This is a genomic window from Variovorax sp. 05T418 (assembly GCF_056396385.1).
In genome coordinates, this window is sequence record NZ_JBFTLJ010000002.1 from 468,358 (window position 1) to 488,843 (window position 20,486).

Consider the following 20,486-nt stretch of genomic DNA (forward strand, 5'->3'; position numbering starts at 1 on the left):
GTCGCCGAGGCGACGCCCGGCACTCCACATAAAATGTTTCGCGCCCTCGAAGCGTCCGAGCCTCAAATCATTATCGACGAGACCCCACATGACCCACGACGAAATCCTCGCCCAGTTCGGCCCCCGCGAATCCATGGAATATGACGTGGTGGTCGTCGGCGGCGGCCCGGCCGGCCTCTCGACCGCCATCCGGCTCAAGCAGCTGGCGGCCCAGCACGACAAGGAAATCTCGGTGGTGGTGCTCGAGAAGGGCTCCGAGCCCGGCGCGCACATTCTCTCGGGCGCCATCATGGACCCGCGCGCGCTCAACGAGCTGCTGCCCGACTGGAAGGAGCTGGGCGCCCCGCTGAACCAGCCCGTGACCGACGACGCCATGGTGTTCCTCGGCGAAAAATCGGGCCTGCGCACGCCCAACCTGTTCCTTCCGGCCTGCTTCCAGAACCACGGCAACTACATCATCAGCCTGGGCGCCTTCACCAAGTGGCTGGCGCAGCAGGCCGAGAACCTGGGCGTGGAGATCTTCCCGGGCTTTCCGGCGGCCGAAGTGCTCTACAACGAGAACGGCTCGGTGCGTGGCGTGGCCACCGGCAACATGGGCGTGGGCAAGGACGGCGAACCCACCGAGAACTTCCAGCTCGGCATGGAGCTCCTGGGCAAGTACACGGTGTTTGCCGAAGGCGCCCGCGGCCACCTGGGCCGCCAGCTGATCGCCAGATTCAAGCTCGACGAGGGCAAGGACCCGCAGACCTACGGCCTGGGCGTGAAGGAAGTGTGGGAAGTCGACCCCAAGCGCCACCAGCCCGGCTTCGTGCTGCACACCGCCGGCTGGCCGATGAAGAGCGACACCTACGGCGGCGCCTTCCTCTATCACATGGAAGACAACAAGATCTCCATGGGCTTCATCACGGGCCTGGACTACAGCAACCCCTACCTGAGCCCGTTCGAGGAAATGCAGCGCTGGAAGCTGCACCCCAACATCCGCTGGTACCTCGAAGGCGACGAGGCCCAGGGCATCAAGCCGGCCAAGCGCATCGGCTACGGCGCGCGCGCCATCACGGCCGGCGGCCTGACGTCGCTGCCCAAGACGGTGTTCCCGGGCGGCGCGCTGGTCGGCTGCGAGGCCGGCTACCTGAACGTGAGCCGCATCAAGGGCAGCCACGCCGCCATCAAGACCGGCATGCTGGCCGCCGAAGCGGCCTTCGTCGCGGTGCAGGCCGGCCGCCAGCACGACGAGCTCACGGCCTACCCGGCGGCGTTCGAGAAGAGCTGGCTCCACGCGGAACTGAACAAGTCACGCAACTTCAAGGCCTGGTTCAAGAAGGGGCTGGGCATTGCCACCTTCATGAACGGCATCGAGCAGTGGCTTCTCAAGGGCCACATTCCATGGACCCTGCGCCGCAACAAGCCGGACCACCTGTACCTCAAGCCGGCGGCGGAGTGCAAGCCCATCGCCTATCCGAAGCCGGACGGCAAGCTGACCTTCGACCGCCTCTCGAGCGTGTTCATCAGCAACACCAACCACGAGGAGCAGCAGCCTGCACACCTGACGCTCAAGGATGCGTCGGTGCCGGTGAACATCAACCTGTCGAAGTTCGCGGGCCCCGAAAGCCGCTACTGCCCGGCCGGCGTGTACGAGTTCGTGCCCGACGAAGCCAACGCCGGCAAGGAGCGCCTGCAGATCAACGCGCAGAACTGCGTGCACTGCAAGACCTGCGACATCAAGGATCCGACGCAGAACATCGTGTGGGTCACGCCTGAAGGGGGCGGCGGGCCTAACTACGTGGGGATGTAGCTCTCTCTCGTTTTTGGCGCTGTTGTTCGGGGCGCTGTTGTTCAGGGCGCGTGCACAGGCCACCGGGTACTCCCCTCCGCGAATGTCCCCCGGGGGCTGCGCCCCCTCCTCCTTGATTTCGCTGCGGGGAGCACCCGATGCCCTGTGCACTTGGGCACGCTGCTGGTGTACCGCTGATCAACGACTGCTCTGATCACGCTCCCGTCGATGGGGTGCCTTGCGCAGCGAAATTAAGGAGGAGGCCGCAGGCCGGGGGACATTCGCGGAGCAAGGTATCCCGTCGGCGGGAGCGCACCCTGGAAAGAGCGCCAAGTTCAGCGCCCTTCGCCCCATCCTCCCCCACCCGGCGTTTCGATCACGAACACGTCCCCCGGCGCCATCTGCACCTGTCCGATGTGGTCCAACGTCTCGACCGTCCCGTCGACCCGCTCGACACGGTTGACACCCACCGCGCCAGCCTCCCCACCCGCACCGCCGAATGCGCCGTAGAGCCGGCCATTGCTGAGGATCGACGCCGTCATCGGCGCCAGGAAGCGCACGCGCCGCACGCCGCCGTCGCCGCCGCGCCAGCGCCCGGCTCCCCCTGAACCGGTGCGCAGGCGGTAGCTCTCAAGGCGCACCGGGTAGCGGAACTCCAGCACCTCGGGGTCCGTGAGGCGCGAGTTGGTCATGTGGGTCTGCACCACGCTCGTGCCGTCGAAGCCCGGGCCCGCGCCCGAGCCGCCCGAGATGGTTTCGTAGTACTGGTGCTCGCCGTCGCCGAAGGTGAAGTTGTTCATCGTGCACTGGCTCGCGGCCATCACACCGAGTGCGCCATAGAGCGCGTTGGTCACGCAGCTCGAGGTTTCGACGTTGCCCGCCACCACCGCGGCCGGCGGGAGCGGGTTGAGCATGCAGCCGCCCGGCACGATCACCTCGATGGGCTTGAGGCAGCCCGCGTTGAGCGGAATGTCGTCGTCCACCAGCGTGCGGAACACATACAGCACGGCCGCCATGGTGATGGCCCGCGGCGCATTGAAGTTGTTGGCCAGCTGCGCGCTGGTGCCCGTGAAGTCGACCGTGGCCGAGCGCGCGACGGCATCCACCGTGACCCGCACGCGGATCTGCGCGCCGTTGTCCAGCGGCAGCGTGAACTCGCCGTTCTGGAGCGCCGTGATGACGCGGCGCACCGACTCCTCGGCGTTGTCCTGCACGTGGCCCATGTAGGCCGCCACGGTCTCGCGGCCGAACTGGGCGACCATGGCCTGCAGCTCCTGCACACCCTTTTCGTTGGCGGCGATCTGCGCGCGCAGGTCGGCCAGGTTCTGCTCGATGTTGCGCGACGGGTGGGCGCCGCTTCCGAGCAGCGCGCGCAGTTCGGCTTCGCAGAGGCGCCCGCCCTCCACCAGCTTGAAGTTGTCGATCAGCACGCCCTCGTCGCCGATGGTGGCCGAGAACGGCGGCATCGAGCCCGGCGTGATGCCGCCCACATCGGCATGGTGGCCGCGCGAAGCCACGTAGAACGACGGCCGCGCGTCGCCCGACTCCAGGTACACCGGCGTGACCACCGTGATGTCGGGCAGGTGCGTGCCGCCGTGGTAGGGGTCGTTCAGCACGAAGACGTCGCCGGGCTTCATGCCGGGGTTGCCGTCGATCACGGTCTTGATCGACTCGCTCATCGAGCCCAGGTGCACCGGCATGTGCGGCGCGTTGGCGATCAGGTTGCCCTCGACATCGAACAGCGCGCAGGAGAAGTCGAGCCGCTCCTTGATGTTGACCGAGTAGGCGGTGTTCTGCAGCCGCAGGCCCATCTGCTCGGCGATGTTCATGAAGAGGTTGTTGAACACCTCGAGCATCACCGGATCGGCGCTGGTGCCCAGGGCCTGCGTGGCGACGCGCGGGCGCACGCGGTGCAGCTCGATGCCGGCCGCGGTGGCGCGCGCCTGCCAGCCGGGCTCGATCACCGTAGTGGCGTTGCGGCCCGCGAGGATGGCGGGGCCGTCGATGGAAGCGCCGGGCTTGAGCGCCGCTTCGTCGAACAGCGCGGCATCGCGCCAGCCTGCGGCTTTTTCGTCAGCCTCGCAGTACATGCGCACGGCCGCGAGCGGTTCGGGTGCATGACTGGCCGCATCGGCCTGTGCGGCTGCGGGCGCTGCGCGCTCGCCAGTGCCCACCGCCTCGACCGTCACAGCCTCGATCACGAGCGCCCGCTCGGCCATCAGGAAGGCGAAGCGGCGGCGGTAGCCGGCTTCGAACTCGCCCCGCATCGCGGCGATCGCCTCTTCGGCCGAACCCGCCATGGGCAGCGCGCAGGCCAGCGCGGTGTCGGTGCCTTCGTAGCGCAGCTGCACGCGGTGCACCGTGGCAATGGCCGCATCGGCCACGCCCTGCTCGCGCAGCTCTCCTTTGGCCTGCGCCGCAAGCGAGCCTGCGGCATCGCGCGCCGCGGCCAGCCCCTGCGCATCGAGCCGACGCTCCAGCGCGAGCTCGCGCATCGCGAGCTGGTCGGCCAGCCCCATGCCGAAGGCCGAGAGCACGCCCGCGAGCGGATGCAGGTAGACGCTGCGCATGCCCAGTGCATCGGCCACCAGGCAGGCGTGCTGGCCGCCCGCGCCGCCGAAGCACTGCAGCGTGTACTGCGTGACGTCGTAGCCACGCGCCACCGAGATGCGCTTGATGGCATTGGCCATGCTGGCCACGGCGATGCGCAGCGCACCGCTCGCCACTTCTTCGGCACCCACGCTGCGGCCCGTGGCTTCCGCCATGCGGCGCGCCATGGCTTCGAAGCCGCGCCGCGCGGCCGCGAGGTCGAGCGCTTCATCGGCGTTCGGTCCGAAGACATGCGGAAAATGCGAGGGCTGGATCTTGCCGAGCAGCACGTTCGCATCGGTGGTGGTGAGCGGACCGCCGCGCCGGTAGCTGGCCGGCCCCGGATTGGCGCCTGCCGACTCCGGTCCCACGCGCAGCCGCGCGCCGTCGAAGGCGATGACCGAGCCGCCGCCCGCAGCCACGGTGTGGATGCTCATCATCGGTGCGCGCATGCGCACGCCCGCCACCTGGGTTTCGAAGGAGCGCTCGAACTCGCCGGCGTAGTGCGACACATCGGTGGAAGTGCCGCCCATGTCGAAGCCGATCACGCGCGCGTGGCCGGCATCGAGCGCGGTGCGCACCATGCCGACGATGCCGCCGGCCGGCCCCGAGAGAATCGCGTCCTTGCCCTGGAAGCGGTCGGCCTGCGTGAGCCCACCCGAGCTCTGCATGAAGAACAGCGGCACGCCCGGCATCTGGCGCGACACCTGCTCCACGTAGCGCCGCAGGATCGGGCTCAGGTAGGCGTCGACCACCGTGGTGTCGCCGCGCGGCACCAGCTTCATGAGCGGGCTGGTCGTGTGCGACACCGACACCTGCGTGAAACCGATAGCGCGCGCGATGCGCTCGGCCGCGAGTTCGTGCGCGGCGTAGCGCCAGCCGTGCATGAAGACGATGGCGCAGGCGCGCAGGCCGGCATCGAAGGCTTCCTGCAGCGCGGCGCGCAGCGCGGGCTCATCCAGCGGCTGCACGACGCCGCCCTGCGCATCCATGCGCTCGCCGGCCTCGATCACGCGCTGGTAGAGCAGCTCGGGCAGCACGATGCGGCGGTCGAAGAGCCGCGGCCGCGCCTGCGTGGCGATGCGCAGCGCATCGCGAAAGCCGGCCGTGGCGACCAGCACCGTCGGCTCGCCCTTGCGCTCCAGCAGCGCGTTGGTGGCCACCGTGGTGCCCATCTTCACGCACTCGACGCGCTCGGGGGTCACGGCCTCGCCGGGCGCGAGCTTCAGCAGGCGGCGGATGCCTTCGACGGCGGCGTCCTTGTACTGCTCGGGGTTCTCCGACAGCAGCTTGAGCGTGTGCAGGCCGCCCTCGGGATCGCGGCCGACCAGGTCGGTGAAGGTGCCGCCGCGGTCGATCCAGAACTGCCAGCGGGACGGGAGAAGGGAATGCGTGGTCATGAAGTCTTCGCGAAAAAGGAGAAAGAGGTCCGGATCAGTTCTGCCGCAGGTCGCGCCCGCGCGTCTCGGGCAGGCAGAGCGCCACGATCACCACCATGGCGTAGGCCACCGCGGCGCACACGCCGATGGCCGTGCCCAGCGAAAGGTGCATGCGGTCGCTCAGCACGCCGACCAGCGCCGGAAAGGTGGCGCCGATGCCGCGCCCGAAGTTGTAGCAAAAGCCCTGCCCGGAGCCGCGCAGCTCATTGGGAAAAAGCTCGGCCAGGAAGGCGCCCGCGCCGCTGAAGATGCCCGACATGAAGAAGCCGAGCGGAAAGCCCAGCAGCAGCATCAGGCCGTCGGTGATGGGCAAGAGCGTGTAGGCATAGACCAGCGATCCGGCCCCCACCGCAAACAGGATGAAGGCGCTGCGCCGTCCGAGCCGGTCCGACAGGTAGGCACCGCACAGGTAGCCGATGAAAGCGCCGATGATGAACATGAACTGGTAGCCGCCCGAGCCCAGCACCGTGAGATGGCGTTCGTTCTTCAGGAAGGTGGGCAGCCAGACGCCGATCGCGTAGTAGCCGCCCTGCATGCCGGTGAACAGCAGGCTCGCGAGCACCGTGGTGCCCAGCATGCCGGGCTTGAAGATCGCGAGGAAATTGCCGCTGCGCTCGCCGCGCGCCACGGCGGCGCGGCTCTGCACGTAGATCTCCGGGTCGCGGATCGAGCGGCGGATGAACACGATCAGGATCGCCGGCAGCAGCCCCAGCAGGAACATCGCGCGCCATGAATACTCCGGCGGCAGGAAGGAGAACAGCGCCATCGACACCAGCACCGCCGCGCCCCATCCGATGGCCCAGCTGCTCTGCACCAGGCCCACCGCCTTGCCCCGGTAGGCGGGCCGGATCATCTCGGCAATGAGCACCGAGCCCACCGCCCATTCGCCGCCGAAGCCCAGGCCCTGCAGCGTGCGTGCGATCAGCAGCTCTTCCGGCGTGCGCGAAAGGCCGCAGGCAAAGGTGAAGATGGCAAAGACCAGGATCGTGAGCTGCAGGATGCGCACCCGCCCGTACATGTCGGCCAGGATGCCGGCCACCCAGCCGCCGATGGCCGAGGCCACCAGCGTGGCGGTGCCGATCAGCCCCACCTCGGTCTTGCTCATGCCCCACAGCGACAGCAGGATGGGCGTGACCAGCGGCAGCGTGTAGTAGTCAAAGGCGTCGACCGCATAGCCGCTGAAGGATGCGGCGAGCGTGCGCTTCTCGTTCGGGTTGAGCGTGCGCAGCCAGCTGCCTCCGGCTGGCGTGGCGTCGCCCGCCTGGGTGGCGTCGAGGGTGGTCTTCATGTGCTTGTCTCCTTGGGTTTTGAATGGGTCGAAAGCGCCGCGTCTAGAACGCGGCCAGCTGGCGGTGCAGCAGGTCGGTCACGAGCATCGAGCCCGGCGCGTGCGTGATGGCGAACGGCAGCCGGGCGGCGGCCAGCGCGGCCTGGGGCGTGACGCCGCAGGCCCAGAACACGGGCAGCTCGCCGGGCATGACCTCGACCGCGTCGCCGTAGTCGGGATCGGCGATCGAGCGGATGCCGATCAGCGCCGGATCGCCGATGTGCACCGGCGCGCCGTGCACGGCCGGAAAGCGCGAAGTGATCTGCACCGCGCGGATGGCGTCGGCCGCGCGCAGCGGGCGCATCGACACCACCATCGGCCCATGGAAGGCGCCGGCCGGCACGGTGGCCATCGAGGTGCGGTACATCGCCACGTTGCGGCCCTGCGCCACGTGGCGCAGCGCAATGCCCTCGGCCATCAGCGCATGCTCGAAGGTGAAGGAGCAGCCGATGACGAAGCTCACCAGGTCGTCGCTCCAGAGCGCGCGCACGTCGGTGGGTTCGTCCGCCAGCACGCCGTCACGCCACACGCGGTAGCGCGGCAGGTCGGTGCGGATGTCGATGTCCTCGCCGAGCGCCGGCAGCGCCGGGTCGCCGGCTTCCGAGACGCCGAGCAAGGGGCAGGGCTTGGGGTTGGCCTGGCAGAAGCGCAGGAAGTCGGCCGCGTGCGCCCGCGGCAGGATCACGAGGTTGCCCTGCACATGGGCGCTTGCGAGCCCGCTGGTGTGGGCGTTCAGCGCGCTGCTGCGGCAGGCCTGGCGCACGGCCAGCGCGCTGCTGCCGGCGCCGGGCTGTTCTGCGAAGGATGGACGGTTCGACATTTGGCGTTTCCGATGCCCGAGGCATCGCTGTGGTGTGATGCGCCGGATTGTGGGAATCCGCGCTCACGAACGCCAACGCAAATTTTCTCGCTCAACTCATCGATTTTTTCGATGAACCCATGCGGTGCGAAGCGTGCACCACGGCGGAGCCGAGCGCGGCCTCGGGCAGCGGCGACGAGGGGTCGTCGCGGTAGCTCGCATAGATGGGCAGCGGCTCCAGCGTCACGTCGCAAGGCAGCACGCGCAGCGGCAGGCGCCGCGCCAGCGGCTCGACCACCGCGCGCGGCAGCCCGGCCACGCCGAAGCCCGCCTCCACCAGCTGCGCCATCGCCGAGATCGACGAGATCGCATGCACCCGCGGCGGCGGGCTGCCGGCCTCGCGGAACAGCTCGAGCAGCGCCACGTGCGGCTGCGAGCCGCGCTGGAAGGTCAGGAGGTCGAGCGAGAGCAGGTCCGGCAGGCGGTAGCGCCGCTTCAGGTGCAGCTCGCGGTGGCCGACGAAGCACATCGGCATCGGCGGCACGGCGCGGGTGCGCACGCCGTCGCCGGTGGCCGGCAGCGCGGCAAACACCAGGTCCTGCTTGCCGCGCTGCAGCTGGTCTACCAGCACCGGCGTGGTTTCGACGGTGAGCTCCAGTTCGAAGTCCGGATGCGTGGCCTGCATGTGCTTGAGCCAGCCGGTGAGCCAGCTGTGCACCACCGACTCGATGGCGCCCACGCGCAGCACCGCCTCGCGCACCGCGCCCGAGCCCATCTCGGCCTTGATGTGCATCTGCATTTCGAGCAGCTTCTGCGCGAAGGCATGGAAGCGCTGCCCTGCCACCGTGAGGCGGAACTGCTTGTCGCGACGGTCGAGCAGCAGCACGCCCAGCTCGCGTTCGAGCGCGGCGATGCGGCTGGACAGCGCCGACTGCGTGAGGTGCAGCTTCTCGGCCGCACGGGTGACGCTCTTGAGCGCCACGGCCCAGTGGAAGGCTTCGACGAATCGCAAGTTCATGGCGCGAGTGTCGCCTGAGCCGCGCATTCCGCTGCGCTATGCTCGTTGGCGAAGGAGACAACACCACCATGCAGATCGTCATCACGGGCGGCGCCGGCTTCCTGGGCGCACGCCTTGCCCGTACCCTGCTGAAGCAAGGCGAGCTTTCGCTGGCCGGTGCGCCGGCACGCGCCATTTCCCGCATCACGCTGGTCGACCGCGCCGCGCCGCCGGCCGACCTGGCGGCCGACCCGCGCATCGGCACCGCACTCGGCGACCTGAACGAGCAGCTGGCTTCGCCCGACGCCTCGTTCTGGACCGGGGCCGACGCCATCTTTCACCTGGCCGCCGCGGTCAGCGGCGAATGCGAGGCCGATTTCGACCTGGGCATGCGCAGCAACTTCGCCGCCACCCATGCGCTGCTCGAAAAGGCGCGCGCCGTGGGCACCCGGCCGCTCTTGGTGTTTGCCAGCTCGCTCGCGGTGTTCGGCGATTCGCCCGAGCAGCCGCTGCCGCCGGTGATCGAGGACCACACGCTGCCGACGCCGCAGACCAGCTACGGCATCCAGAAATTCATCGGCGAGCAGCTGGTGGCCGACTACACGCGCAAGGGCTTCATCCGCGGGCGCAGCGTGCGGCTGATGACGGTGAGCGTGCGCCCCGGCAAGCCCAACGGCGCAGCCTCGGGCTTTTTCAGCGGCATGATCCGCGAGCCGCTCGCGGGCATCCGCGCGGCCTGCCCGGTGCCCGACGAGACTCCGGTGGCGATTGCGTCGCCGGCGCGCACGGTCGAAGGCATTCTTCGCGCCGCCGAGGCCAGCGACGGCGAATGGGGCCCGCGCACCGCGCTCAACCTGCCCTCGCTTTCCACCACGGTGGGCGACATGGCCGCAGCCCTCGAGCGCGTGGCCGGCAAGGCCGCCACCGCCCTGCTCGACCGCACGCCCGATCCGGCCATCCAGCGCATCGTGAAGACCTGGCCCGGGCGCATCGAGACCGTTCGCGCCGGCAAGCTCGGGCTCACGGCCGACACCAGCTTCGAGGCGGTGATCCGCGACTACGTCCGTGAAAATCCCGACGCGGTCAAACTGGTTATTGCGGCATAGTCATCGGTTGCGCGCAGAGCCGACGCTTTGCGACACCCCCTTTCCATCTCAGGAGACAGAAGAATGAAATTGACCCGACTGGCCGCCGGCCTGGTTCTGGGCATGGGCATGGCCTGCGCGGCCTTTGCGCAGACGACCATGAAGATCAGCATCTCGACCGCGCAGAACTCGCACCAGGGCGTGGCCATCGACACCTTCGCCAAGGAAGTCGAAAAGCGCACGGGCGGCCGCTACAAGGTCCAGACCTTCTACAACGGCTCGCTCGGCGGCGAGCGCGAATCGATCGAGGCGGTGCAGCTGGGCACGCAGGAGCTCGCCTTCTCCTCGACCGGCCCGGTGCCCAACTTCGTGCCCGAGACCAAGATCCTCGACGTGCCCTTCCTGTTCCGCGACAAGGCCCATGCGCGCGCCGTGCTCGACGGCCCGATCGGCCAAGACCTGCTCACCAAGTTCGACGCCAAGGGCTTCAAGGCGCTGGCCTGGGCCGAGAACGGCTTCCGCCACATGACCAACAGCAAGCGCGACGTGAAGGCGCCCGAAGACCTCAAGGGCCTGAAGATGCGCACCATGGAGAACCCGGTGCACATCGCCGCCTACAAGGGCTTCGGCATCATCACCACGCCCATGGCCTTCCCCGAAGTGTTCACTGCGCTGCAACAGGGCACGGTCGACGGCCAGGAGAACCCGCTGCCGGTGATCATCTCCGCCAAGTTCGACCAGGTGCAAAAGCATCTTTCGCTCACGGGCCACGTCTATTCGCCCTGCATCTTCCTGATGAACAAGGCCGCGTTCGACAAGCTCAGCGCGGCCGACAAGCAGGCCTTCCTGGACGCCGCCAAGGAAGGCACCAAGGCCAACCGCGCCCGCGTGGACGAGGACGACGCCAAGGGCGTGGCCGACCTGCGCGCCAAGGGCATGACCGTGATCGAGAACGTCGACAAGGCCAAGTTCGTGGCCGCGCTCGCACCGGTGAATGCGCAGTTCGAGAAGGACTTCGGCAAGGCCAACCTCGACAAGATCCGCGACTACAAGTGAAAGAAAAATTCCTTGGCATCGAGCGCTGGACCACCGGCGCCTCGATGCTGGCCGCCTGCCTGATGCTGGTCATTGCATCGGCACTGGGCGTGTTCCAGATCGTGACGCGCTTCGTGCTCGAGCAGCCCGCGGAGTGGAGCGAGATCCTGATCCGCGTGAGCCTGATCTGGATGGTGTTCCTGGGCATTCCGATGGCGTTTCGCCAGGGTGCCATGGTGAGCGTGGACGTGCTCTACCGCTGGAGCCCGCCGCGCGTCAAGCGCGTGCTCGACGCCGTGGTGAGCATTGCCGCGCTCATCCTGATGCTGGTCATTCTCTGGTGGGGCTGGGACTACGCGATGCGCGGCCGCGTGCAGTCGATGGCCGGCCTCGAAAGCCTGTCGATGATGTGGTCGTACCTGGCGCTGCCGGTCGGTTCCGTCTTCTGCCTGTTCGGCATCGTTGGGAATTTTCTCGATCCCAAGCGGCTTGAGCTGGAGACTGCGCAATGACACCAGTCATGGTTGCAACGATGGTGCTGTGTTTTGCACTGTCGGTTTCTGTTGCGGTTTCCATCGGGCTCGCCTCGATCCTGGGCATCCAGGTGGCCAATGCCAACATGCTGATCTCCGTCAAGGAGATGTTCAATTCGATCAACAAGTTTCCGCTGGCGGCCATTCCGTTCTTCATCCTGGCCGGCAACCTGATGGAAACGGGCGGCATCTCGCGGCGGCTGGTCGAGTTTGCCAAGAGCATCGTGGGCGGCGTGCAGGGCGGCCTGCCGATGACCTGCGTGCTCACCTGCATGATCTTTGCGGCGGTGTCGGGCTCGTCGGTGGCCACCACCTTTGCCATTGGCGCGATCCTGATTCCGGCGCTCATCAAGCACGGCTATCCCACGGCCTACGCGGCCGCGTTGCAGGCCACGAGCGCCGAACTCGGCGTGATCATCCCGCCCTCGATCCCGATGATCCTGTACGGCGTGAGCGCCGAGGTGTCGATCGGCGAGCTGTTCATCGCGGGCTTCGGCCCCGGCATTCTCATCAGCCTGGCGCTCATGCTGTTCGTCTGGGCCTTCTGCAAGTGGAAGGGCTGGGGCAAGAACGACGGCGACGGCCGCATGCCGTTTGGCAAGGCGCTGTGGCAGGCCGGCTGGGCGCTGCTGATGCCCGTCATCATCCTGGGCGGCATCTACGGCGGCATCTTCACGCCGACCGAAGCCTCGGCCGTGGCGGTGTTCTATGCGCTGGTGGTGGGCGTGGTGATCTACCGCGAGATCAAGCCCAAGGACCTGTACGTGATCCTGCGCAAGTCGGTGCTGTCGTCGGCGGTGATCATGTTCATCATCGCCAACGCGGGCCTGTTCGCGTTCCTGATCACGCGCGCGGGGGTGCCCGACGCCATCGGCCACTGGCTGCAGGAAGTGCTGAAGTCGCCCGCGATGTTCCTTCTGGGCGTGAACGCGGCGCTGTTCATCATCGGCATGTTCATCGAGACCAGCGCGGCCATCATCGTGCTCGCGCCCATCCTTGCGCCGGTGGCGGTGCACTTCGGCATCGACCCGGTGCACTTCGGGCTCATCATGGTGGTGAACCTCGCCCTGGGCATGATCACCCCGCCCTTCGGCGTGAACCTGTTCGCGGCCTGCACGGTGGCGCGCATCTCGCTGGACCGGATCGTGAAGTACCTGGTGCCGTTCGTGCTCGTGATCCTGGCCTGCCTGCTGGTGATCACCTACGTGCCGTGGATATCGCTGGCGCTGCGCGACCTGGTGTATGCCAAGTAGCTGAAACGGCGCGAAAAACAAGGAAGAAACGGCAGCCTGTTCGCAGGCTGCTTTTTTTTGCGCTGCCGGGGCGCTGTAAGGCAAACGTTTCATGAAGATGTCACCGCTTGCAACGATGCTTCAGCCCTCGATCCCCAAAAGCTGTGGCGCCATGTTTCCCACCAAGACCGACAAGGCACGCGACGAACTCCAGGGCCGCCAGCGCACGTTGAGCCAGCGCGAACGCGCCTTGCTGCTGATGGCCGACGGCCGGCGTTCGCTGACCGATTTCAGCCCGCTGTTCGCCAGCCGCACCGAAGCCGAGCAGGCGATCCAGGCGCTGATGCGCCAGGGCTATCTGCAGGACGCGCAGCCGGTGGCTGCCGCGGCGGCGCAGGCCGTGGCCCAGCCGCCCGCCCCGGTACCCGCGGCCGACCCGATCCAACTCGCCGCCTCGGCCGACAACTTCGACGGCAAGCGCTCGCTGGCCACCACGCGCATGTTCCTGTTCGACATCTGCGAGCGCATGTTCGTGCGGCGCGACCCCAAGTTCGCGCTGCAGATGCGCGATGCCCTGCGCGAGGCGCGCGACCGCGGCGCGATGCTGACCATCGCCGCGCTGATGCTCACCGAGGTCGAGAAAACCGCCGGCGCCGAGCGGGCCGAATCGCTGCGCGAGCGCATCGACCGGCTGCTGCCGCCGGCCGAGACCGTGCACTGAGCCGCAGACCGGCCGCCCGCGATCCACTACACTCCCATGGTCAGGAGAGAGCCCCGCCAGCCGGGGCCGCCGAAGGCGCAGGGGTTTCCCGAACGCTCAGGCAAAAGGACTGACACAGCGTTGGCGCATGCCGGCGCTTCCTTGCTGGAGAGAGGCTGTTGCTTGCATCGACGCGATGCGCCGGCCCACCGAAGGAGCAAACCCCGATCGTGGGGCGAATCTCTCAGGTAAAGCGGACAGCAGGGGTGGCCCATGGCTCGCGCCATGGAATTCGTCTGCCCCTTTGGAGTGCCCCGTGGCCGCTTCCTCCGATTCCTCTTCCGCCGAACAACTCCTGAAGACCCCGCTGTACGGCCTGCACGTGGAGCTCGGTGCCCGCATGGTGCCCTTTGCGGGCTATTCGATGCCGGTGCAGTACCCCGCCGGCCTCATGGCCGAGCACAGGCACACGCGCAACGCCGCCGGCCTGTTCGACATCTCGCACATGGGCCAGCTGCGCCTGGTCGGCCCGGACGCCGCGGCCGCCTTCGAAACGCTGATGCCGGTCGACGTGATCGACCTTGCGCCCGGCAAGCAGCGCTACGGGCTGCTGCTGAACGACGAGGGCGGCATCCTCGACGACCTGATGTTCTTCAACGAAGGCCACGGCTCGATCTTCGTGATCGTCAACGGCGCCTGCAAGGTGGCGGACATCGCCCACATCCGGCAGAAGATCGGCGCACGCTGCGATGTGCAGCCCATGCCCGACCACGCGCTGCTCGCATTGCAGGGGCCGCAGGCGGCCGCGGTGCTGGCGCGGCTGTCGCCCGGCATCGAGCGCTTCGTGTTCATGACCGGCGGCGCGGTGCAGATCGGCGGCATTCCGGCCTTTGCCACGCGCAGCGGCTACACCGGCGAAGACGGCTTCGAGATCTCGGTGGCCGGCCAGAATGCCGAGGCGCTGGCCCGCCTGCTGCTGGCGCAGCCCGAGGTCGAGCCCATCGGCCTGGGCGCGCGCAATTCGCTGCGGCTGGAAGCGGGGCTGTGCCTCTACGGCAACGACATCGACACCACCACCACGCCGGTCGAGGCCTCGCTCAACTGGGCGATCCAGAAGGTGCGCCGCACCGGCGGCGCGCGCGAAGGCGGCTTTCCGGGCGCGGCCCGGGTGCTGGCCCAGCTCGCCGCCGCCACGGCCGGCGCCGCGGGCCACACCGACCACGACACGCTCAAGCGCAAGCGCGTCGGCCTCGTGGCGCTGGAACGCATTCCGGTGCGCGACGGCACGGTGCTGCAGTCCTTCGAGGGCAAGGACATCGGCTTTGTCACGAGCGGCCTGCTCGGTCCGACGGCCGACCGACCGATCGCCATGGGCTACGTGGCCACCGCGTATTCCGAGCCCGGCACGCGCGTGCAGGCCATCGTGCGCGGCAAGCCGGTGCCGATGGAAGTCTCGACGCTGCCTTTCGTGCCCACCCGCTACTACCGCGGCTAGGCGCTGCGCCCCCGATCATCTTTTTTCCACGAGGAGTTTTCCACCATGAGCATCAAGTACACCAAGGACCACGAATGGGTCTCGGCCGAAGGCAGTGCAGCCACTGTCGGCATCACCGTGCATGCGCAGGACGCGCTCGGCGACGTGGTCTTTGTCGACCTGCCCGAAGTCGGCAAGACCTTTGCCCAGGGCGAGGTGGCCGGTGTCGTCGAATCGGTCAAGGCCGCAGCCGATGTGTTCATGCCCGTGTCGGGCGAGATCACCGAAGTGAACGAAGCCCTGCGCGCCGATCCCTCGCTCGCCAACACCGATCCGCTGGCCGCCGGCTGGTTCTTCAAGGTCAAGCTCAGCGAACCCGCGCAGCTCGACGCGCTGCTCGACGCCGCCAGCTACGACAAGTTCGCTGCCGAGTCCTGATCCGCCGAGTTCGCAAGCCGCCTTTTTCCTCATTCCCGAGCCTTCACCCGCCATGCCGATTCCCGCCCTTCCCTCTTTGCAACAACTGGAGAACGCCGAAGAGTTTCTCGCCCGCCACATTGGCATCGATGCGGCGGACGAGGCGCGCATGCTGCCGGTGATCGGTTCGGAAACGCGCGCCGAGCTCATCGACGGCATCGTGCCCGCGGCCATCCGCCGCGCCAAGCCGATGCGGCTGCCGGCGCCCGCCACCGAGGCCGATGCACTGGCCGAGCTCAAGGCGATCGCGGCAAAGAACAAGGTCTTCAGGAGCTTCATCGGCCAGGGCTACTACGGCACGCACACGCCGGGCGTCATCCTGCGCAACGTGCTCGAGAACCCCGCCTGGTACACGGCCTACACGCCCTACCAGGCCGAGATTTCGCAAGGCCGCATGGAAGCCCTGCTCAACTTCCAGACCATGGTGTGCGACCTCACGGGCATGGCCATCGCCAATGCCTCGATGCTCGACGAAGCCACTGCGGCCGCCGAGGCGATGACGCTCGCCAAGCGCAGCGTGAAAAGCAAGAGCAACGTGTTCCTGGTGTCGGGCGACTGCCATCCGCAGACCATCGAGGTCATCAGGACGCGCGCCGCGCCGCTGGGCATCGAGGTGAAGGTGAGCACCGTGTCCGAGACGCTGCCGCACCTGATGGTGAGCGGCGAATTCTTCGGCGTGCTCGCGCAGTACCCCGCCACCACCGGCCACGTGCACGACCTGCGTCCGCTCGCGGGCCATGCGCACCAGTGCGACGCCGCCTTCTGCGTGGCTGCCGACCTGCTCGCGCTCACTTTGCTCGCGCCGCCGGGCGAATGGGACGCCGACATCGTCTGCGGCACCACGCAGCGCTTCGGCATGCCGATGTGCAACGGCGGCCCGCACGCGGCCTACCTGGCCTGCCGCGACGAGTTCAAGCGCTCGCTGCCGGGCCGCCTGGTAGGCGTGAGCGTCGACACCCACGGCCAGCCCGCCTACCGCCTTGCGCTGCAGACGCGCGAGCAGCACATCCGCCGCGAGAAGGCCACTTCCAACATCTGCACCGCGCAGGTGCTGCCGGCCGTGGTGGCCAGCATGTATGCCGTGTACCACGGCCCCGACGGCCTCACGCGCATTGCGCAGCGCGTGGCTGCGCTCACGGCCATCCTCGCGCAGGGCCTCGCGCAGATGGGCCGCGAGCCAGTCAACGGCACCGCCTTCGATTCGCTGACCATCCGCACCGGCGACGACACGCCCAAGATCATCGAACGCGCCCAGGCCGCGGGCGTCAACCTGCGCCAGCGGCTGCAGCAGCACCTGGGCATCTCGCTGGACGAGACCACCACGCGCGCCGACATCGAAACGCTCTGGGCGCTGTTCGTGCCCGCCGGCACGCCGATGCCGCGCTTCGACGACCTGGCCAACGCTGTGCCGCGCCTGCCCGAGGACCTGCGCCGCACCAGCGCCTTTCTCACGCACCCGGTGTTCAACACCCACAAGAGCGAAACCGCGATGCTGCGCTACATCCGCAGCCTGTCGGACAAGGACCTGGCGCTCGACCGCAGCATGATCCCGCTCGGCAGCTGCACCATGAAGCTCAACGCGACCAGCGAGATGATCCCGATCACCTGGCCCGAGTTCGCGAACATCCATCCCTTTGCGCCGGCCGAGCAGCTGGTGGGCTATGCCCAGCTCGACGCGCAGCTGCGCGCCTGGCTCTGCGAAGCCACCGGCTACGCGGGCATCAGCCTGCAGCCCAACGCGGGCTCGCAGGGCGAGTACGCCGGCCTGCTGGCCATCCGCTCCTTCCACGAGGCCAACGGCCAGGGGCACCGCAACATCTGCCTCATTCCCTCGTCGGCGCACGGCACCAACCCCGCGAGCGCACAGATGGTGGGCCTGCAGGTGGTGGTGACGGCCTGCGACGCGCAGGGCAACGTCGACATGGACGACCTCAGGCGCGCCTGCGAGAAGCACAGCGACAAGCTCGCGGCCGTGATGATCACCTACCCGAGCACGCACGGCGTGTTCGAAACCCGCGTGAAGGAGCTCTGCGAACTGGTGCATGAGCACGGCGGCCGCGTGTACGTGGACGGCGCCAACATGAATGCGCTGGTCGGCGTGGCCGCGCCGGGCGAGTTCGGCGGCGACGTCAGCCACCTGAACCTGCACAAGACTTTCTGCATTCCGCACGGCGGCGGCGGCCCGGGCGTGGGCCCGGTGTGCGTGGTCGAAGACCTCGTGCCCTACCTGCCGGGCCATGCGACGGCCGGCGTGGCGTCCAACGGCGTCGGCGCCGTCTCGGCCGCGCCGCTCGGCAATGCGGCCGTGCTGCCGATCAGCTGGATGTACTGCCGCATGATGGGCGCCAAGGGCCTGCAGGCGGCCACTGAAACCGCGATCCTGAGCGCCAACTACATCAGCGCGCGCCTCAAGGACCACTACCCCACGCTGTACGCGAGCCCCAACGGCCACGTCGCGCATGAGTGCATCCTCGACCTGCGCCCGCTCAAGGACAGCAGCGGTGTCACCGCCGAAGACGTGGCCAAGCGGCTGATCGACTACGGCTTCCATGCGCCCACGCTGAGCTTCCCGGTGCCCGGCACGCTGATGGTGGAACCCACCGAGAGCGAGCCGCTGGCCGAGCTCGACCGCTTCATCGACGCGATGATCGCGATCCGCGGCGAGATCCGCCGCGTCGAGGAAGGCGTCTGGCCGAAGGACGACAACCCGCTCAAGCATGCGCCGCACACCGCGGCCAGCCTGATGGCGGCGGAATGGCCGCACCCCTATTCGCGCGAACTGGGGGCGTTTCCGCTGGCCGCGCTCAAGCAGGCCAAGTACTGGCCGCCGATCGGCCGCGTCGACAACGTGTATGGCGACCGCAACCTGTTCTGCAGCTGCGTGCCCGTGGGCGACTACAAGGAAGCCGAAGAGGCCTGAAAAAGGCCGCTCAGGCTTCGCGGCGGTACATCGCCCATTTCACGGTGAGGATGTCCGCCGCGATCTTCGCGGCGTTGACGCCCGCGTAGCTTTGGGACGGATCGAATTCGAAGCCTTCCTTGTAGCACCTGACATGCGCGAAATCGCGGTCGAAGGTCATCGGTCCCATGAGTTCGGCGGGGTCGGTGCCCGCGGGAAGCGCCAGGAATTTCTCGGGATCGGTGGCACTCTGGTAGAGGTCGACGCTCATCAGGTTCATACGGGTGTCCTCGAAATCTGGGGATCCCGCGAATCATCCCCGGCATCCGCGCCGCATGCAATCGGCCCGCGCCTACACGGCGGCGCGCCACCGGGTCAGCGCTGCTGCTTCTTCTTCAGCATCTCGCCGGTGGCAATCTGCTCGCGGAAGCCTCGCAGGCTGGCCTTCATCCTGCGCTCGTTCTCCAGCCCCATGCGCACCATGATCTTCTGGCCTGACGAGAGCGACTCGAGCTGCGGATCGGCGTATTCGTAGCGCACCCATGGCCGCTGCGAAGACACGTTGCCTTTCACCTCGACAAGGCGAACCGGCACCGGGCCGGCGGGTTCGGGCGCCTGCAGCAGATGGTCGATCACGGCGATGAGCCGGTCATTGAAGTAGCGCCCCGGATAGCCGAGGTCCTCATAGGCTTTCTGAAACAGCGGATAGAGCTGGGCGTAGGTCTTGGCCGCCTTGGCCGGATTGATCGACTCGGCAAGCTGCACGATGGGGGTGTAGCGAGCGGCATTGCCGGGTGCGATGGTCTGCGCCTCGCCCTTGCCCTGGGTGGTGAAGCGCTGCTTCGTCGGCTGCACCGGCCAGGTGCTCGCGGGCGACTGCTCGCGCGCGAGGTTGTCGACCGTGGCCACGAAGCGGCGCACGATGCCTTCGAACTGCAGGAAATCCGCCACGTTCTTGCTGCCCATTAGGTCGACCAGCGCCTTCATCACGCGCGTATCGGAATCGGCGAGCTTGGGCAGCCCCGAAGCGGGCAGCGCGATCGCGTCGATCGGGTTCTGCGGCTCCGGGGATTCGGGCAGCGAGAGCGGCGGCGGTGCGGGCGCAAGCCCGTCGTTGGGGGCGGCGGCCACCGGCGGTTCGACCGGCAGCGGCGGTTGCTGCTGCTGCTGGTACCAGCGCCAGCCCAGGAATCCGGCGGCGATCGCCAGCAGCACGATGACGACGATGGTTCCGGTCGAGGTCTCGCGCCGCGGCCTGTACGCGGGCGCATCGTGCGGATCGCGCACGTCGGGAATTTCGGGGATGTCTCGGTCGGACATGTCTGCGGTTTCCTTTTTTGGAGGATTGCAATGGGAGACGAGCGGCTATGGTGCACCAGATCGGCACCCCGCCGCGGCGTCATCCCGTAACGCCCTGTGACGCGCTCCCGGCGCGAAAGTTCGCCCGCTAGGAGGCGCCCGCCGCCGAGCCGAGCGACTGCAGCCACGCCAGTGCGCCCTGCAGCTCGGCCGGGCGGATCTCGTGGCCGCCCGGAAAATCGGCCCCCGACAGGGCCAGCGGCAGGCCGCGCGCGAGTTCGCGCGTGGCCTCTGCGGCGCTTGGCGGAATCACGTTGTCGGCGCTGCCGTGGCTCACCCACAGTGCCTTGCCCTCGAAAGCCTCGGGCGCCGCGATGTGCGCCGCCGCCTGTTGCAGCAGCCGGCCGTGCCACACCATTGCGGCACGCACCTTTGCGGGCTGCGTCAGCAGCAGCGACAGCGCCATGATGCCGCCCTGGCTGAAGCCGCCGACCACCACGCGCTCGGGCGGCACGCCGAGCTGCTGCGATGCCGAGGCCACCATCTCGCCCACCAGGAAGCGGCTTTCGCGCTCCTGCTCCTCGTTGATGCGCCGCTCGCCATCAGGCAGCACCTCGAACTCGAACCACGCGTACGCATCGGGCGACAGCACATACGGCGCGCGCAGGCTCAGCACGTGGAACTGCGGCGGCATGAGCCGTGCCAGGCCGAACAGGTCCTGCTCGTTGCTGCCGACGCCGTGCATCAGCACCAGCAGCCAGGGCTCGCGCACGTTCGGCCCTGCGGCCTGCTCGAGAAACTTGAAAGGCAGGTGGAGTTGCGTCATGAAG

16 protein-coding genes and 2 riboswitches are annotated in these 20,486 nt (G+C 68.1%); of the genes, 9 read left to right on the forward strand and 7 right to left on the reverse strand.

Annotated features, from left to right (window positions below; genetic code table 11):
- Positions 1-88: 88 nt before the first annotated feature.
- Positions 89-1,792, forward strand: coding sequence for an electron transfer flavoprotein-ubiquinone oxidoreductase (locus AC1DMS_RS05535; RefSeq protein ID WP_062366697.1), 1,704 nt, complete (start codon positions 89-91; stop codon positions 1,790-1,792).
- A gap of 314 nt (positions 1,793-2,106) precedes the next feature.
- Here the strand turns inward: AC1DMS_RS05535 and AC1DMS_RS05540 are convergent, their stop codons facing one another.
- The 4 genes from AC1DMS_RS05540 to AC1DMS_RS05555 all read right to left on the reverse strand — a co-directional run bounded on the left by AC1DMS_RS05540 (position 2,107) and on the right by AC1DMS_RS05555 (position 8,943).
- Positions 2,107-5,760, reverse strand: coding sequence for a hydantoinase B/oxoprolinase family protein (locus AC1DMS_RS05540; protein WP_478180776.1), 3,654 nt, complete (start codon positions 5,758-5,760; stop codon positions 2,107-2,109).
- A 34-nt stretch (positions 5,761-5,794) separates the two neighbouring features.
- Entirely contained in the window at positions 5,795-7,087 is a 1,293-nt protein-coding gene (locus AC1DMS_RS05545) for an MFS transporter (RefSeq protein WP_478180777.1), read from the reverse strand.
- A gap of 43 nt (positions 7,088-7,130) precedes the next feature.
- A complete protein-coding gene (locus AC1DMS_RS05550; RefSeq protein ID WP_478180778.1) occupies positions 7,131-7,946 on the reverse strand; it encodes a putative hydro-lyase in 816 nt (271 codons plus the stop codon).
- Positions 7,947-8,037: 91 nt separating this feature from the next.
- Positions 8,038-8,943, reverse strand: coding sequence for a LysR family transcriptional regulator (locus AC1DMS_RS05555; protein WP_278877361.1), 906 nt, complete (start codon positions 8,941-8,943; stop codon positions 8,038-8,040).
- A 68-nt stretch (positions 8,944-9,011) separates the two neighbouring features.
- Between AC1DMS_RS05555 and denD the strand changes: the two genes are divergently transcribed.
- The 8 genes from denD to gcvP all read left to right on the forward strand — a co-directional run bounded on the left by denD (position 9,012) and on the right by gcvP (position 18,378).
- Positions 9,012-10,028, forward strand: a complete 1,017-nt coding sequence (denD, locus tag AC1DMS_RS05560; RefSeq protein ID WP_478180779.1) for a D-erythronate dehydrogenase — start codon at positions 9,012-9,014, stop codon at positions 10,026-10,028.
- 63 nt (positions 10,029-10,091) lie between these two features.
- The gene (locus AC1DMS_RS05565; protein WP_062366689.1) at positions 10,092-11,063 is read left to right on the forward strand and encodes a TRAP transporter substrate-binding protein; all 972 of its coding nucleotides are present in this window, start codon (positions 10,092-10,094) and stop codon (positions 11,061-11,063) included.
- Positions 11,060-11,554: a TRAP transporter small permease gene (locus AC1DMS_RS05570; RefSeq protein WP_012748394.1), complete on the forward strand. Its 495-nt coding sequence runs from the start codon at positions 11,060-11,062 to the stop codon at positions 11,552-11,554. The genes AC1DMS_RS05565 and AC1DMS_RS05570 overlap by 4 nt, the downstream gene beginning before the upstream one ends.
- Positions 11,551-12,828, forward strand: a complete 1,278-nt coding sequence (locus tag AC1DMS_RS05575; RefSeq protein ID WP_012748395.1) for a TRAP transporter large permease — start codon at positions 11,551-11,553, stop codon at positions 12,826-12,828. Before AC1DMS_RS05570 ends, AC1DMS_RS05575 begins: the two co-directional genes overlap by 4 nt.
- Before the next feature lie 151 nt (positions 12,829-12,979).
- Positions 12,980-13,528, forward strand: a complete 549-nt coding sequence (locus tag AC1DMS_RS05580) for a hypothetical protein (RefSeq protein ID WP_436300271.1) — start codon at positions 12,980-12,982, stop codon at positions 13,526-13,528.
- Positions 13,529-13,559: 31 nt separating this feature from the next.
- Positions 13,560-13,650, forward strand: a riboswitch (glycine riboswitch).
- 12 nt (positions 13,651-13,662) lie between these two features.
- Positions 13,663-13,778: riboswitch (glycine riboswitch) on the forward strand.
- Positions 13,779-13,823: 45 nt separating this feature from the next.
- Entirely contained in the window at positions 13,824-15,002 is a 1,179-nt protein-coding gene (gene gcvT, locus AC1DMS_RS05585; RefSeq protein WP_412511291.1) for a glycine cleavage system aminomethyltransferase GcvT, read from the forward strand.
- 45 nt (positions 15,003-15,047) lie between these two features.
- Complete coding sequence (gcvH, locus tag AC1DMS_RS05590; RefSeq protein ID WP_012748398.1) at positions 15,048-15,419, forward strand: glycine cleavage system protein GcvH; 372 nt, start codon at positions 15,048-15,050, stop codon at positions 15,417-15,419.
- A gap of 52 nt (positions 15,420-15,471) precedes the next feature.
- Complete coding sequence (gene gcvP, locus AC1DMS_RS05595) at positions 15,472-18,378, forward strand: aminomethyl-transferring glycine dehydrogenase (protein WP_478180780.1); 2,907 nt, start codon at positions 15,472-15,474, stop codon at positions 18,376-18,378.
- A 10-nt stretch (positions 18,379-18,388) separates the two neighbouring features.
- Here gcvP and AC1DMS_RS05600 read toward each other — a convergent pair whose 3' ends face one another.
- The 3 genes from AC1DMS_RS05600 to AC1DMS_RS05610 all read right to left on the reverse strand — a co-directional run bounded on the left by AC1DMS_RS05600 (position 18,389) and on the right by AC1DMS_RS05610 (position 20,482).
- Complete coding sequence (locus AC1DMS_RS05600) at positions 18,389-18,637, reverse strand: hypothetical protein (RefSeq protein WP_012748400.1); 249 nt, start codon at positions 18,635-18,637, stop codon at positions 18,389-18,391.
- Positions 18,638-18,732: 95 nt separating this feature from the next.
- The gene (locus AC1DMS_RS05605; RefSeq protein WP_478180781.1) at positions 18,733-19,677 is read right to left on the reverse strand and encodes a DUF3014 domain-containing protein; all 945 of its coding nucleotides are present in this window, start codon (positions 19,675-19,677) and stop codon (positions 18,733-18,735) included.
- Positions 19,678-19,804: 127 nt separating this feature from the next.
- A complete protein-coding gene (locus AC1DMS_RS05610; protein ID WP_478180782.1) occupies positions 19,805-20,482 on the reverse strand; it encodes an alpha/beta hydrolase in 678 nt (225 codons plus the stop codon).
- Between the last annotated feature and the right edge of the window lie 4 nt (positions 20,483-20,486).